9 protein-coding genes are annotated in these 16,683 nt (G+C 52.7%); 2 read left to right on the forward strand and 7 right to left on the reverse strand.

What is annotated here, in order from left to right; genetic code table 11:
- Window positions 1–33: 33 nt before the first annotated feature.
- Window positions 34–285: a YqkE family protein gene (locus tag CB4_RS13810; RefSeq protein ID WP_096466362.1), complete on the reverse strand. Its 252-nt coding sequence runs from the start codon at window positions 283–285 to the stop codon at window positions 34–36.
- A gap of 152 nt (window positions 286–437) precedes the next feature.
- Between CB4_RS13810 and CB4_RS13815 the strand changes: the two genes are divergently transcribed.
- Window positions 438–1,154, forward strand: coding sequence for a 3D domain-containing protein (locus CB4_RS13815; protein WP_096466363.1), 717 nt, complete (start codon window positions 438–440; stop codon window positions 1,152–1,154).
- Window positions 1,155–1,183: 29 nt separating this feature from the next.
- Here CB4_RS13815 and CB4_RS13820 read toward each other — a convergent pair whose 3' ends face one another.
- The 5 genes from CB4_RS13820 to CB4_RS13840 form a co-directional block, all read right to left on the reverse strand.
- Window positions 1,184–4,612, reverse strand: coding sequence for an AAA family ATPase (locus CB4_RS13820; protein ID WP_096466364.1), 3,429 nt, complete (start codon window positions 4,610–4,612; stop codon window positions 1,184–1,186).
- A 4-nt stretch (window positions 4,613–4,616) separates the two neighbouring features.
- Window positions 4,617–5,783 carry an exonuclease SbcCD subunit D gene (locus tag CB4_RS13825; protein ID WP_096466365.1) on the reverse strand — a complete coding sequence of 389 codons (1,167 nt, stop codon included), beginning with the start codon at window positions 5,781–5,783 and terminating at the stop codon, window positions 4,617–4,619.
- Window positions 5,784–5,797: 14 nt separating this feature from the next.
- Window positions 5,798–9,598, reverse strand: a complete 3,801-nt coding sequence (addA, locus tag CB4_RS13830; protein ID WP_309146609.1) for a helicase-exonuclease AddAB subunit AddA — start codon at window positions 9,596–9,598, stop codon at window positions 5,798–5,800.
- Window positions 9,595–13,110 carry a helicase-exonuclease AddAB subunit AddB gene (addB, locus tag CB4_RS13835; RefSeq protein WP_231956010.1) on the reverse strand — a complete coding sequence of 1,172 codons (3,516 nt, stop codon included), beginning with the start codon at window positions 13,108–13,110 and terminating at the stop codon, window positions 9,595–9,597. The genes addA and addB overlap by 4 nt, the downstream gene beginning before the upstream one ends.
- 248 nt (window positions 13,111–13,358) lie before the next feature.
- Complete coding sequence (locus CB4_RS13840) at window positions 13,359–14,006, reverse strand: nitroreductase family protein (protein ID WP_096466366.1); 648 nt, start codon at window positions 14,004–14,006, stop codon at window positions 13,359–13,361.
- Window positions 14,007–14,207: 201 nt separating this feature from the next.
- Between CB4_RS13840 and CB4_RS13845 the strand changes: the two genes are divergently transcribed.
- Window positions 14,208–14,372 carry a YfhE family protein gene (locus CB4_RS13845; RefSeq protein ID WP_110546216.1) on the forward strand — a complete coding sequence of 55 codons (165 nt, stop codon included), beginning with the start codon at window positions 14,208–14,210 and terminating at the stop codon, window positions 14,370–14,372.
- A 65-nt stretch (window positions 14,373–14,437) separates the two neighbouring features.
- Here CB4_RS13845 and CB4_RS13850 read toward each other — a convergent pair whose 3' ends face one another.
- On the reverse strand, window positions 14,438–16,579 hold the full coding sequence (locus CB4_RS13850) for a DNA topoisomerase III (protein ID WP_096466368.1): 2,142 nt from the start codon (window positions 16,577–16,579) through the stop codon (window positions 14,438–14,440).
- Window positions 16,580–16,683 lie beyond the last annotated feature (104 nt).

Raw genomic sequence — 16,683 nt, forward strand, 5'->3', positions numbered from 1 at the left:
CTGGGAGGGTTTATCTATATAACACAGAGGTTTTTATTTGAATTTCTTCCAATCAAGATGACTTTCATCCAGCAACTCAGAAAATGATTTGTTTTTCTCGCGCTCCTTCTGTTCCGCACGTTGCTGCTCCAGTGCTGCTACACGTTTTTTTTCCTCTTCTTCCTTCATCGTACGAGACATATTTTTTAATTTATCGAGCGTTCCTTCTCCAAGCAAGTCTTTCAGGGTTGATCCTTCTTCAGCAGGCTTTGGCACCTGTCCGCCTGTTCGTTTTTGTTTCGCCATTATATATTCATCCCTTTCTATTTTGTCAGGCCAGAGTGGCTACATGAATTCTGTTGTTCTATTAGCCTCGTCCACACATATACATATATATAATCGCCGGCGAAATCCAAATCGACTCTGTAGCGTTGTATGCAGACGAAAGGAGATAGAAAATGTCTACTTTTTTTGCGAGACTTGTGTCGTACTGGGTCATAATGCTAACTATACTGGTGTGTATTCCACTTATTGGACATAATACAACCTCTCTATCGTATGTCCAATCGCGTGAAAAACTTCAGGTAGCCCTGCCGCCAACTGCCTTCCTTCTACTCAATCCGTTTTCCGCTCAGTCACTCGCTCCCCCCACACCGGCTCCTCTTATTGTGCCAAAAGAGGAGCAGTCAAAAGTCCCTCCGGCTTCCGTGCCCAAACGAACCGATTCAGTAGCTGTCCAAAAGAAAAACAGGAGTAACTCTCCCACAGTAACCGCTCTTCCCGCGTCCGTAAATAGCACGCAGGAACGCGTTGTTACAGCCAATTGCAAAAGCCCCAAACAGTATGTGCAAAAATTCCGGGGGAACATCTCTGCGTATACGAATGGACTAAGTGAAACTGGAAAAACGTCGCGCCATCCGGACTATGGAATTACAGCAAGCGGACACCGCACAAAAGCGGGGGTCACGGTTGCAGCAGGTCGCCATATTCCGTATGGAACGGTGTTATACATTGAAGGCATCGGCTACCGGACCGTTCATGACCGGGGTGGAGCCATCAAGGGAAATAAAATCGACGTATTCATGTCCAATATGAAGCAAGTGAATGCATTCGGTCGTCGCCATCTTGATGTATATATCGTCAAATGGGGGGACGGCAAGCGAAAACATCGCTAGCTACCCTGACTGATTGTTCGCTTGCATCCTTATAGCACTTCGTGGTGTACCGTGCTTCCATGCCCGGACGGTTCTGCTGGCGTAACAATCAAGCGTTGCGGCAAACGGGCGCGCAGCTCGGGCACATGACTGATAATGCCGACAGACAGCCGATCTGTATGAAGCTTCTCCAGTGCAGTAATAACCGTATCAAGCAGTTCCTGATCTAGTGTCCCGAATCCTTCATCCAGGAAGAAAAATTCCAGCGGGTATTCGCCGCGCAGCTGGATTTGGGCAGACAGCGCGAGCGCAAGTGATAAGGACGTCAGGAAGGTTTCTCCGCCGGACAATGTTGTCACCGGACGTCGTACCCCACCGTTCGCATCATCCCGCATGACAAACCCGCTGCTCGAATCGACTTCAATCGCGTAGCGGCGGCGTGTCAGTTTGCCAAGACGGACCGATGCTTCCTGACTGACTTGCATGAGCTGTTCCTCTGCGATGAACTCTACGAATCCGTTACCACGGAATACAGTCTGAAGGGCATTCAGACGGTTCAGCGTTTCTTGCAGACGTATGCGCTCCTCTTCAAGTGTCTGCCAGCGTGTGTGGCGCTGCTCCACATCTTCGAGATCCCGCACAGCACGTGCCTGCTCCCGGGCGGCTTCTGCTACCTGGGCTCGGGTGTTCTGAAGCGCTTCTTGCAGCTGTTTCCATTCCTCTTCTGTCATGCAACGTCCGTCAAGAAGCCTCTCCAGCCGGTGTCGCTCATTGACGAGCTGCTTTTCTGTATCCCGATAAGCTGCAAGTTGCTGTGTCCAGTCAATACGCTTCTCTTCCGACGTAAACGCTTCTGCTACCTCCGCTTCACTTGCAAATGGGGTACGTAAACGGGCAGCCTCCCATTTCTGTTTGGCTTCCGCCTTACGCGCAGTCGCAAGTTGCTCGGCTTGTTGTGCCGCGCTGCTTCGTTTTTCGGCCTCACGCAGGCTGGATTGTTGTTCTGTCGCACGCTCGTCGGCAATTCGTACAGTTTCTCGCAGGTGATGCAGCTCCTGTTCTGTTTCTTGACGCTGTGTAATCGCCTGCACACCACCTGTAATCTGATGCAGACGGTTGCTTTTTTCATCCCAGTTCGCCTTCATCCCAGCCGTCTCTGTCTCCAGTCGGATCAGTTCCAGGTCGCATTCCGTAAGCTTCTCTTGCCCTGCTTTGATTTCTCGTTCTTTCTCTTCAATAAATGGCACGCTGCGTGCCAGACGTTCGCGCAACTGTTCGACTTCTGCATCCCACGCCGCGATTTGTGCTGCTTCCGGCTCAACGGTCTCCGGTGTCCATTCACCGAATCGCTCAATCCATCGCAGACGGGATACTTCTACCTGTTTGTGAAGCTCCTGTTCTTTGACTTGAAGCTCAGCTGTTTGCTGGACGCTTACGTCGTATGCAGTCTTCGCTTGCACGATCTGTTCCTTGAGACGGGAGCGCTGGCTGGCGAGTTGTTTCCCGTCTGCTTCACACGTTTCTGCCTGTGCTTTCGCCTGTGCAAGCTTCTCCTCTGTCCGGGTAAGTGCCACAAGCAGCTGCTCCACATTCGCACTTGCATCGGCCTGCGGTTCAAGCTTCATCCCCGTATGGTTCTGCGATTGTCGAGCACAAGCCATTTCACTGTCAGCTTCCCCTGTTTCTTGCAAACTTTCAGCCAGTTGTTCTAATCGATACATAAAGGTATGACTTTCGTGTTGTACCGTACGGGCACGCAAAAGCGCGTCTTCCAGCTCCATAATCAGTTTTTCGGTATTCACCGTTCTCGTTTCTGTTGCTGGCTGGATAGGGTGAAGGTGATGCGATGATCCACATACCGGACATGCCTCTCCCTCTTTCAGCTCTGTCGCAAGCTGTATTGCAAGAGTACGTCTGGTTTCCCGCACAGCGGCGCTGCGAAGTTCGGATGTAAGTTGCATAAGGAGCGACTCGATATATCGCACATCCTGATGCGTACTATAGATGTCATTGTACAGCGTCTGAACATCGAGCAGCACCTCCCGGGAGCGTAGCTGCAAATCGCCCCAGGCACTGTGAACTCGCTCTGCTCGGCCATGTGCTTCTGCCGTGCGCTTTTCACTGTCTTTATGCTTCTGTTGTGCGACCGTATGCTGATCTTGTAGCGTTTGCAGCATATATTTTTCCTGGACAGCCTGCATAATTTGCTGACGTTTTTCATGTTTAACTGTTTTTTCTTGGATTTGTTTTTGTATATTGGATTGTTTGGTTATTGCTTTAGTGCGCAGTATTTCCGAACTGTTTATTAATTCTTTTGCTTTTACATGCTGTTGCTGTAGCTCGATGCGCGCGGCATCTGCTTTTTGCATTCCCGTCTGCAAGCGGATAACCTCTTCTTCCAGTTCTTCAGCCTGCTTCAATTGTTCGATGCGAACCATATAGCCCGGCTCTTCGGCCTGCTGGCGCTCTCTCGCTGCCTGTGCCTCTACTTCTGCTTGTCTGCATACCACTTCTCGTTCTGTCAGGGTAATCCGGGCATGCTTCGCTTCTGCCTGCGCCACTTCCGCATCGCGTGTCGCACGAATACGCTCCTCATAGTACGGACGCACCCGCTCTGCCTGTTCGGCTCGCGTGAGCTGTTCCGCCAGTTGATCCATTCGTTCTGCATCCGCTTCATGCAATACGATACGGCGTTTCACCTCATTGTATTCGGCCTGCTGCCCCCAGACCCGCTTGCCTTCTTCATGCGCGGCGTCTGCGGCTGTGTTCGCTTCTTCGGCCTGCACGAGGGCGACTTCAGCCTGCTTGCTTCGTTCTGCTGCTGCCTGTACGGCTTCCGAAGAGGCGTCGCCTAATCCCTGCTGTTCAGCGGCCAGCTCAGCTGTCTTCCCGCGTGATTCCGCAATTCGTCGTTTCAGCTTCGCATTCAGTCCGTCCCCGTACTGCTCCAGATGAAACAGGCGCTGCAGCATCTGCCGCCGCTCACTGCCTTTAAGGGAAAGGAACTCGGCAAATTTCCCCTGTGGCAGCACGACTGCGCGGGTAAAATCATCCACCGTCAAACCGAGAACGTCTTCGACACACTGAGTGACGTCCCGTTCTTTCCCGGCGAGTACTTTTTCCCCGTCCTCCTCAATCTTGATGAAACGGCAGGTCGCGGTCCGCAGCTTCACATCATCCGTCCGCTTATAGCGGCGCTCCACTCGATACCGCGCAGCGCCCTCCGCACTCCTAAGTTCGAACGTAAACGCAACACTTAGCTGGTCTTCTGCCTGATTCATAATCCCCTGTGTACCACCCAGGGCACGTTCTACTTTTCCGTACAAGGCGAGGGTGATGGCATCTAGGAGCGAAGACTTACCGCTTCCGGTTGGGCCAAAAATCCCGAACACGCCACCTTCGCACAGCGTAGCAAAATCAACTTCCTGCTCGTCCCGGAAGCTGTTAATACCGGCCAGCTTTAAATGAATCGGACGCATGGACTTACCCCTCCTTCTCCTCCAGTACTTCCATAAACAGCTTCACCGTCTCCTCGTCCGGCACCGCACCACCCGTCTGCCGGCTATAAAAACGGCGGAACAACTCATCAATCGGCAGACTGGCGCGTCGCTCCATGGCTTCTGCCGCTTCCAACATATCCGGATAAACCGGGCGGATGCCAATAATTCCTCCGTGCAGGCGACGCAGCTTCTGAATGTCTTCTAACGGAATCGTATCTGGCACATGCACCTCTAGATCAATCCATGCATTCGCATCCCGTCCCTCATCAATAAAGCGGTATACCTCCGCAATCCCATCCCGTGCCTTCCACTTCACAAGCGGGCGCCCGCTTGACAGGAACAACTCTTTCACTTCGGCCGGAACGCCTGGTGTAGCGTCTATAATCGTTACCGACTTCGCCTGTCCCGCTTCCGAGAAGCTGTAGGCAAGCGGCGAGCCAGAGTAACGGGCACGAGTTGGCGCTTTTGCCACATCCTGCGGACGGTGCAAGTGACCAAGCGCTACATACTGAGCCGCTGCTGGAAGTGTCGTAGCCGATACCGTATACGCCCCCCCCACCTGGATCGGACGCTCGGATTCACTTTCAAAACTACCGAGCACATACAGATGACTCATCGCCAGATTAACAGTATGCGGTGTGAAGTACGCACTTTGCCTCGCAAACAAATGCGCCAAACGCTCATCATACGCCTGACGTAGTACTTCCTCTTCATTACTCTCAGCAAGAAGCACTTGCAGGCGTGATTCAGACGGATACGGCAGGGCAAACACGCGAGCCTCCTCTCCCGTGCGTGGCACGGCTACCGTCAGCATCTCCGCTGTCGGTAGCCCAAGCAGCGTAATGCCGTGCCGCTCTGCCAGTGGATGTGAAGCAGCAAGCCGGTCTGGATTGTCATGATTGCCCGCAATCACAATCACCCTGCGCTTCCCCCCATCCGCAAGACGTGCCATACTGTCGTAAAACAGTTGCTCAGCCGCAGATGGCGGGTTAACCGTATCAAATACGTCCCCCGCCAGCAGCAGTACATCAATGCGTTCTTCTTCGACAATGCCGCACAGCTCATCAATGAACGCTTCCTGTTCTGGCAGGCGACTGCGTCCCTCCAACGTTTTGCCGAGATGCCAGTCGGCTGTATGCAGTATTCTCATGTTCTCCCCCTTCCCTATGGCACGTACAACATACGACCGCCATCTAAAAAGTACAAAATCTTTTCTTTTACCGTACCGCCCGTAATCTGTTCAACCGCCCGAGCGTAGTAAACCAGCTGCTCCTCATAACGCGCCAGCAACAACGCATCCGTAAGCCCCTCGGTGCGGTCCGTCTTATAATCAAGCACAATCCAGCCATCTCCATCATCAATCAAACAGTCAATGACGCCTTGCACAAGCACCGTTTCCTCTTCTGTTTCCAGCCATTCTTCGCCATACGCTTCCCGCGCCGGGAGTGAAAGTGTAAATATTTGCTCGCGATATACGCGTGCCGGATCATGGGTGCGTAGCTTCTGTCCGATCTCACTCGCAAGAAACGAAGCGATCAGTTCAGCATCAACTATGCTCGCTTCTGCCTCTGTCAGCAACTCACGTCCGACAAGTCGGTCAATAAATTCTTGAATCAGCACGCTATCCGGCTCCATTCCGGGCGGCAGTTGCTGGAGCACCGTATGCATCGCCGTTCCGCGTTCGGCGGCGTTCAGTTCTTTTCTCGTAAGAAACTGCGGACGAGGTGCGACATCACTTTTGAACAGGCCTGGCATCCACGCAGGTGCCTGCCAGCCGTCTTCCTGCTGCTCAAGTTCGGCCTGCTTGCGCCGCTTCAGTTCCGATACCGACTGCTTCGGCAAAAACACAGTGGCAGCCGTATGGTCGTATTTCCATGTAAGACGTGCGGCGATTTCAGCGGCACGTCCACCTGATACGGGTACACGCTCACCATTCTGCACCGCACGCGCAAGCTCTGTCCGTTCTTCCTGTTCCGCCGATATTCCTGACAGAAGAGACGAGGCCGTACGACATGTAATCGTCCAGCGAGATGGATGAGTTGCTGTATGCACTGGCGGACGTTCCGTACAATCAATTGCATCACGGAGTATATCTGCCGCACCGTGACGCACGAGGGCAGGCCCGATCCAGTCGAGATATGTTTTGCCAGCCACCAGCTCATACGCTGGTAGATTCCAGTGCGGCGTATCCATCAGCTGCACCCATTTTTCAATCGATGCCTGCAAATTTTTGGCCGTTCCGATCAGAATGAGCTTTTCTTTTGCACGTGTTAGCGCCACGTACAGCACCCGCATCTCTTCGGCCAACTGTTCCATCCGCATCCGGCGACGCAACGCCGCATACGGCAGAGACGGGAAGCTAATGCGTCGGTCAGGATCAATATATTTCGGACCGAAGCCTAAGTCCTTATGCAGCAGGAACGCTCGGTTCAAGTCCATAAAGTTATGCTGTTTAGAAAGACCAGCCACAAACACAACCGGGAATTCCAGCCCTTTACTTTTATGAATCGTCATGATGCGTACTACGTCTTCCTGCTCGCCGAGCGAACGCGCCGTTCCGAGGTCGCCGCCCTGCTCCTGCATGCGCTCCATGAATCGGAGGAAGCGAAACAAGCCACGGAATGAAGTCGCTTCATACTGGCATGCCCGATCATACAGCGCTCGCAGATTGGCCTGCCGCTGCTTGCCGCCTGGAAGCCCTCCAGCAAAATCGTAAAAGCCAGTATCCCGGAACACATCCCAGATCAAAGTCGAAAGTGCTCCCTGCCGCGCTTTCGTCCGCCAGTCTTCCAGCTTTTGAAGAAATGACGTAAGCCGTGTGCGAAGCGTCGGATCGGCTTCTTCCATCTGTACATACGTGAGCAGCGCATCATAATACGCGCCATTTTTGTCTGCGAGTCGGATGTTCGATAATTCTTCCGCTGTCAGCTGGACAAGCGGCGAACGCAGTACACCAGCAAGCGGAATGTCCTGGTATGGATTGTCGATGACATGCAGAAGCGAGGTCATCACTTCGATCTCTGTGGCCGTAAAATAGCCGGTCGCAAGTTCCGCATACGCAGGAATGCCCAGCCCTTTGAACTCATCAGTCATAATAGGCGCCCACTGGCTTGTCGCTCGCAGGAGCACGACAACATCCCGGTACTGCATCGCCCGCATTGCTTTTGTCTGCTTGTCATACACCTGATGGCCGGATGCGATCATGCTTTTGATCTTCTCGGCGATCAATCTTGTTTCGAGCTGGACATTCTCAAGCTCGGCTGTATCAAGCACATCGACAGCTGTCTCTTCTGCATCCAATTCTGCATCGTCCGTCCATGACACCTCATCCGCATCCGCTTCATGTCGGTCAATCAGCATCACTTCCACTGATGTATCCAGTCCGTCAATCTCGGGATAATTCTCAAATCCGAACACAAGTGCAGCGTTCGTATCGTAATCAATCTCTGCCGCGTCTTCACTCATAATCTGATGAAACACAAAATTCGCGCCATCAAGCACTTCCCGACGACTGCGGAAGTTTTTCGCCAGATCAATCCGCCGTCCGCCCCCGGTTCCATCTGGCTGGAATGATTTGTACTTCGACAGAAACAAATCCGGTTCCGCCAAGCGGAAACGATAAATGCTCTGCTTGGGGTCCCCAACCATGAACAAATTCCCCACTTCCCCGTCTCCACTGCGTGAGACGAGACGTACAATCGTTTCCTGTACCCCGTTCGTATCTTGGTATTCATCGACCAGCACTTCCCCGAACTGTGCCCGGTAATCAAGCGCTGCCGCCGATGGCATAAGTTCACCTGGCTTGGCATCCGGAGCACGCAAAATCTGAAGGCAGTAATGCTCCAGATCCGAAAAATCAACCAGCCCTTTTTCTTTTTTCAATGCCGTATACCGCGCACCGAATGTCTGTACGATCTCGACGAGTTTGCCGATCAATGGTGCCAACTCCTGATTCGTCGCAAATTGCTCATCTGGCGTCATCGCAAACAATTCGCTGCGTAACTTCTCCAGCCGCTTCTTTGCCAGATCACGTACATCCTTCGCCTTCTGCACAAGAGTGGCATCATATTGATCGCCTCGGCATGCCTTCAAGCGGCCAAACGCTGCATCAGAAAACGCATCTGCCAGCTCGGTCCACGACCGCTCACTTGCTGCGATCAGCCCCTGAACCATCGACAGCTCCGGTGTAAGATTGGCTAGATACGGAGTCGGCCCACCACTCTCCTGTGCCAGACCCACCGCTCGCACAAGCAGCGCCTCAATGCCTGCAAGCTCAAGCTGTACATCACGTGTAAGCGCCCTAAACCATGTCTGCTCATAAAATTCGTCCGGTGTTCTCGCCTCATACATCGCTGCCATATCATGAAGCCACTGATCTGGGTCAGGGTGGCTGCGCGCAAAATCATACAGCCGCTGCACGAGCGCCTGTAGCGCCTCATCCCCCCGATCGCTCGCATAGCTATCCACCAGCCGAAAAAATAGTGGATCTTCCGCGATATACTGCTCATCAAACAGCCCGTCGAGCGCTTCCTGCCGCAGCAGCTGCGCTTCCGTCTCATCCGCGATACGGAACGATGGGTCCAGATCAATAAAATAGTAATATCGCTGCAACACTTCCATACAGAATGAGTGCAAGGTCATAATTGATGCACGCGGCAGGAGAGCAAGCTGACGTCGCAAGTAGAGAGACGATTGACCTCGTACCGCTTCTTCCAGCTTCTCGCCGATCCGCTGCCGCATCTCGGCTGCTGCCGCTTTCGTAAACGTCACAACCAGCAAATTGTCGACATTAATTGGGTCACTTTCATCCGCAATCCGGCGAATGATGCGCTCTACTAGCACCGCTGTTTTCCCCGACCCCGCCGCTGCCGCAACGAGAATATGTGAGCCGCGTGCCGCAATTGCGGACCACTGCTCATCCGTCCAGGTGCTTCCGATCGGTTTCTCCATCTCCATACGATTCATCTCTCTCCCCCTCTGCGCTCCATTTCACTCCACATAACATCGCTTTCCGGATCGCGTAGCACCTTGTATTCCCCCGGTTCGATCAACGGGTCGAACTGACAAACCGGCTTAAAGGAACAGTACGTACAAGCCGTACGCTTCCTTCTCCAGTACGGTGCAATCGTAACGTCTCCGGTCGTAATTTCTGTACCAATCTCGCGCATCAGCGTCCGCACATACCCACGCAGATGCGTGAACTGCTCCGCTGTCGCCACTCTGGCACTGCTGTAAAACGATCCGTCCTTTTTAAGTGCGACTGGCAGCATATCAGAATAGCCAGTGTCAAGCTGATTGTCCATCATGCGCACCACATCCGGGTCGGCAAGCACAAGTCCTTTCATTTTGAATTGCTTATGCAGCTCCGCTTCAATCGCGTCATCCGCAAGCGGACGACTGGCAGCAAGCATTGGATTGTGGACGTGGAAATACAGCACCCCAGCAGCCTCTGCAGATTGTCCGAAAAACGCCTCCGCATTTTCCAGCACGACATCCAGATACACAAGCATTTGCAGCGACAGGCCAAAATACACATCTTCAAGCGCCAACCCCTTCGCACTTGACTTGTAATCCAGCACACGTAGCAGAAGTCCACCTGGCCCATCCGCACCGTCTACCCGGTCAATGCGCCCGATTAGCTGCATACGAGTTCCGTCCGCCAACTCGACTTCGAGTGCAGGCAGTCCGCCATCTCCCATGCCAAATGCTACTTCCAGCGCCCGTGGTGTGAATGCGCTGCGCCGCGCCTGAACAGCAAGCACAGCCGCAGCTCGCCCCACAACATTCGTCAACTTATGGGACAAATACTCATTGCGCCGTGAGCTAAGCAATATATTTTTCTGCAGCTTCGGCGTCAGCTCTGCTACCATTTCTTTCGCCAGAGCATGCGCCTGATCTGCTTCTAGGCTACTCCATTCCCGGTTCTGCTCCACCAGTCGATCCCCGACCATCTTAAGTGCGGCGTGAAACAACTGACCAATGTCTGGAGCTTCGAGCCGATACAACTCCCGTTCTTTTAACTTCAACCCATACGTAGCGAAATGGGAGAACGGGCACGACTTGTATTTCTCCATCCGCGACACGCTTGCCCGAATGGTCTCCCCATACAGCCGCTTGCTAATCGGTGCGGGCAGACGCGCTTCTTCATTGCGGTAGAACAGCCCGCGCGTAAGCAACAGAAGCTCATCCCGGTTCCGGTCATACAGCGCGTTATACACATCCCACCAGAGTGGCGCAAGCGCATATCCTTTGTTCCACTGCCCAAGCAGTCCAATCAGGCGGGATAATGCCCGCGCAGGCCCGGTTATAAACGAAAGCTGTTCTTCTTCTGGCACATCTCCCGGTTCATCCGCAGCAAATGCTTGATCAGCACGTGGAACCATCTCGGCAAGGCGCTTCAAGGCCGGGGCCGGAAGAAGTGCCTTGCCCTCTTCATCCGCGAGTGGGCAACTCACCCACAACCGTTCACGCGGAGAAGCAAGCGCCCTGTACAACATCAGCTCTTCATCCAGAATACGGCGGCGTCCACCCGGTGCAAGTTCAATCCCGGTCGCTGTCAGTGCCTCCCGCTCCGCATCCGACAACATCCCACTCTCCGGGGGACGTGCCGGAATAACACCATCGTTCACGCCGAGAATAAACACACACGGCACATTCGCAAACCGACTGCGCTCTAGTTGTCCGATTAGCACCTGGTCAAACGAAGGCGGCACTAAAGAAAACTTCAAATCTTCTAATCCGGCATCGACCACATCTGCAAATAGATCAAGTGTCAGTTTCTCATCTCCAAGCACTTCCACCAGCTGATCCATCAGTGTAATGACCGCCTGCCATACTTGCCCATGCCCCCGTGCCTGCTCCGGCTGCCCGTTCACCCGTGCTTCTTCACTCCATGTCTCAAGGCGGCCCGGAATCTCACAGGCTAGTAAAAAGTCATACAATGCTTCGCACATCGCCCGCACCGTTTTCGCTTTTCCGAGATCCTCTTCCAGGCGAGCCAGTGGTTTCGCAACCCGATGGCGCAGGGTGTTCAATTCACGTTCTACGCGGGCTTCGTCCGTCGACTGATCACCTGCTTCCAGTTCCGCGTCCAGCCCACGGTAGATGCGGTACGTCCACGAATCCGACTGTGTCCAGCGGTAGCCCTCGATGCCGTGAGCCAGCACATAATTCTCAAGCCGATCCAGGCTATGGCGCAGGACAGGTAGCTCTTCCTTCTCCTGCGGCACCAGCAGCAAGTCCGTCTTCACGCAGCGGAATACTGCATCGTATTTCCACCCATAGCGCACTGCTTCTAGCGCCGAACGAATGAGTTCGGTCAGCGGATGATGCATCATGGGACGCTTCTCATCGAGGAAGAACGGCAGATCATAATCGGCGAACACCGTCGTAAACACATGCTCATATGCGTCAAAATTGCGCACCACAACTGCAATATCCCGGAAGCGATAGCCTTCTTCTCGTACAAGCGCCACAATGCGGCGGGCTGTGGCATCCACTTCTGCACGTCGATTCGCAGCTGTGCGCAGCATAATCACCGATGCATCTCCCTCATACTGAGGAGCCGGGCGCTCCGACCAGTGCGCTTCTATGTGAGCAAGCGCCTGATTACTACCATAGCGTGGCGGCAAGGCAGGTGACAGCAGAACCGGGTCTTCCACCCGTACGCCACTCTCCCGCGCCAATCGAACAAGACGTTCATACGCCACAGCCGGTGTATAAAACAAATCCAGCTCATTCGGCCCGTCTGCTTCTCCATATATCCGGTCAAGCGGCAGGGTAACCGTAACCCGGTTCACCGTACGCAAAAGCGAAGCAATGACAAGCATCTCTTGCGGTGTAAACGTCTCGAACCCATCAATCCATACATTCGCCCCTTCGAGAGTTCGAACATCCGACAAGCGAGAGGCAAGAAGCGGCAGGTAGTGTTCACTGTCCAAATACCGTCCGGCAAGCATCTGCTCAAGCTCTCCAAAAATGAGCTGCATATCATGTAGCTTATCCGGCAGAAATCCCGCCCCTTCCAGCGATTCAGCTGCTTCGATAAGTGCAGCTCGGCGTGCTTCCAAGTCATCTGCGCCTACGTTATAGCGCATAAGCTCGCAGTACATGCCTTCTAGCTGCTCGACGAATCCCGCGCGCGAGGCGGCCCGTCCGAACACTTTCAGCTCGCCCGCGTGATTCGCCAGAATACGGCGCAGCGCCATTCGAATGCCTGTACTATCAATATGAATGCGCGCAAGTCCCCCTGCTTCGCGCAGTACATTCCAGGCAAGACGCCGGAAGCTAAGCACTTGCGCCCGCATCATCCCTTGCTGCCCGGCAAGTGTCTGCTCAGCCTGAAAGCTCATCTGCGGCGGCACCATATAAATAAGCGGGCTGCCGAGCGGTGAAGTCGCAAGCTGATCCCGAATTTCTGTGAGGCACTGCGCACTTTTGCCACTGCCAGCCCGGCCTGCTATGATTCGTAAACTCACATTCTTCCCCTCCCCTTCTTTACGTTTTATGTCATTCTATCATTGTAAAACAGATCATTCGTTCGTACAAATCATTTTGTTCGCTTCTGCCAGCACCTCTCCAATCTTCCGCTCATGCACGACTAGATCGGCCAGATAGTCAAGCTCTGTCAGTTCCATGTTAACAATGACAAGCTTTTCTATTATCCTACCACGAAAAAGAGCCTGCTGCTCTACAAGAAGCAACAGGCTCTCAAACTGAAAATTACTTACAAAACGTACTTCACAATTTCACTAACTTCCTTGCGCGGTAACTTCTTAGGCTGGTCTTTTGGATACCCCAGAGCAACGACCATGTTGATTTGCTTTTCTGGATCGACTTGCAAATACTCCGCCATTTTATCTTGCGCGAGTAGAATCGGTCCTGTCATCGCACAAGTCCCGAGTCCTCGTACATGAGCCGCTAACATCAGGTTCTGAATCGCTAAACAACTGCTTTTAATCCCTTCTTCATCCCAGATCGCTGGGGGTACGAATTGCACCGGATCAAAAATTTTCTCACGGAACTTAGAACGATACGGAGTAGCCAGACAGACAATCAAGACAGGGGCATCAGCAAAAGCAGTCGCATACGGGCCGAACGAGCGAGTAAGCAGCTTGCCTTCCTTTTCAAATCCTCTCTGTCCTGCCTCTTCCGCTTTTTTATGTAAAGCATCCCATGTCATTTGTTCAATCGCTTTAATCGTATCTTTGTTTTTGATCACAATAAATTCCCACGTTTGCGAATTCGTGTCACTCGGCGCATACCGGGCACAGTCCATAATTTCGTCAATTTCTTCTATAGGAACATCTTGTTCGGTAAATTTACGAACGCTCCGTCTTCCATGAATAATGTCTTTGAATGCAGTATAATCCAAATTTAAAACCTCGCTTCTCATTTTCTTAAAGATAATACGTCAACAATAGTATTATAGAACAAAACTTGGCCTCATTCGAATACAGTTTCTCCTGTCCTTGTATTATCATCGTATTGGAATAATTTTCAGGGTATGAATAAACCACTCTTTCCTTACCCATTCTAGGTAAGGAACCTAAACCAATGAAGGAGGATGCATACGATGAGCAGCCGTCAATCCCGACCAATCGAACGTCCGCATAAGTTGTCCAAAACACAGGAAGTGCTGTATAACCACGAGTTCAAAATGGCCGATCAGGTCGGTGGGTACCGCAATCAGACACGTTCCCGCAGCCAGAATACAAACACGTCCGAAAAACACTCGTAATCAGAAAAAAGCCTGCTGATTCTACTACGTCAGCAGGCTTTCTATTTTCACAAGCAAACCAGCTTCTATTCGTTCTTCCCTTGCTTCTCAAGCGCTGCTTTCAGCAAATCGCCGAGACTCGATGAGAACGTTTCATCCTTCGCATATTTCTGCACGAGCTGCTTCTCCTCACGCTTTGTTACCTTCTTGCCGCCGCCTTTTACATCCTCTAGCTTTTCAACAATGCCGCACGGCTTACATTGGAAGAACTTGCCCGCTTTTCCGGTTCGAATCTCCATCTTCTTATGACACTGTGGACAGCGATGATTCGATACTTGGGCTTCGGCAGCGCGACGGTAGCCGCACTCACGATCCGGACAGATCAGCTGCTTGCCTCGCTTGCCCTTGAATTCCTGCAAATTCTTGCCGCATTCCGGGCATTTCGAGCCTGTCACGTTGTGTGGCTTGTATTCCACATCGCTTGTACGGATTTCCTTGACGAGCTTGCCTGTCTGCTCGCGGATACTTGAAAGGAATTGACTGGCATTGCCGCGACCACGCGCGATGTTTTCGAGTTCCTGTTCCCATTTCGCTGTTAACTCCGGAGAGCGCAGTTCACGGGCGACGAGCTTAATAAGCTGCTGACCTTTTTTCGTCGGGTGCAGGCGCGTACCCTGCCGCTCTATCGTATCAGACTTCACGAGCTTCTCAATAATATCGGCGCGCGTCGCCGGGGTACCCAGATTGTGCTTCTCCATACGAGTAAGCAGATCAGACTCTGTAAAACGAAGCGGCGGCTTCGTCATCTGGCTGCGCATCTCACATCGTGTCACCGCAAGCACAGCCCCTTCTGTCAGTGTCGGAAGTGACTGGTCTGCCAGCTCGTCGCTGTTCGCCTCATCCCCTGGTACAGCTTCCATGCCGTATACTGTTTTCCAGCCCGCATCGGTCACCGTCCGGCCATTCGCGTACAACATCTCACTCGCCACATCAACGGTCACCTGGAGACTATCATATTTATATACCGGATAGAAAAGTGCGATAAATCGGCGCACAATCAAGTCATATAGCTTACGCTCGTCGTTCGTCAATTCACCTAATCGCACCGGCTCTTCTGTCGGGATGATCGCATGGTGGTCCGTGACTTTCGTATCATCGACAATCCGCTTCGTGATCGGTAGCTTCGATAACTTCAAAAGCGGGCGCACAAGCGGCGCATATGGGCCCACTTCGATACGGTCAAGTCGGCTTTTGAGCGTATCGACCATATCACTTGTCAAGTGGCGTGAATCGGTACGCGGATACGTGACAAGCTTGTACTGCTCATATAACCGCTGCAGCACATTTGACGTCTGCTTCGCAGAAAATCCATACTTTTTATTCGCGTCCCGCTGCAGCTCGGTCAAATCGTAGGCAAGCGGTTGCGGCTCGGTTTTTTCTATTGTTTTGACACGAACGACTTTACCCTGCCCATTCTCCACCCGCTCACGTATCGCTTCTGCCCGACTTTTGTCAAATAGGCGACTATCCTGATTCGCAGCGTCGCGCCACATGCCTTTAAACGCACCGAAGTTCGCTTCAATGGTCCAGTATTCGAGTGGCTTGAATGATTCAATTTCTTTCTCGCGGTCCATCATCATCGCAAGCGTCGGCGTTTGCACACGTCCCGCCGCTAGCTGGGCGTTGTACTTGCTTGTAAGCGCCCGCGTACTATTCAGCCCGATCAGCCAGTCCGCTTCCGCCCGGCAGACCGCCGACTGATACAAGTTGTCATAGTCATGCCCGGGCTTCAGATGCGCAAATCCGTCCCGAATCGCCTTATCGGTCTGCGAGGAAATCCATAGGCGGTAGAACGGCTTCTTCCACTTCACAAGCTCCATAATCCAGCGAGCAACAAGCTCACCTTCCCGGCCCGCATCGGTTGCGATGATCAGATCCTTTAGGTCATTCCGCTTCACAAGCTGTGAAACCGCGCGGAACTGGTGCGATGTTTCCCGAATGGTTTTCAGCCGCATTTTGTCCGGGATGATCGGCAAATCCTCAAGCTTCCACGTCTTGTATTTCGGATCGTAGTCTTCTGGCTCCGCCAGTTCGACGAGATGACCAAGCGCCCAGGTCACCACATATTTTGGACCTTCAAAATGGCTTTTATTTTTCTGCGTGCAGCCGAGCACACGGGCGATTTCTTTCGCCACGCTCGGCTTTTCCGCCAGTACGAGTGATTTCATCTATGTAATCTCCTGTTTCTCTAGTTTCGGTTTTAATTGTAGCGGGTTTAACAAAACCGAGCAAGAAGTGCATCCAGGAGCTTTCCATTCTCATCATCAAAAAT

This window comes from Aneurinibacillus soli, assembly GCF_002355375.1.
GTDB lineage: Bacteria > Bacillota > Bacilli > Aneurinibacillales > Aneurinibacillaceae > Aneurinibacillus > Aneurinibacillus soli.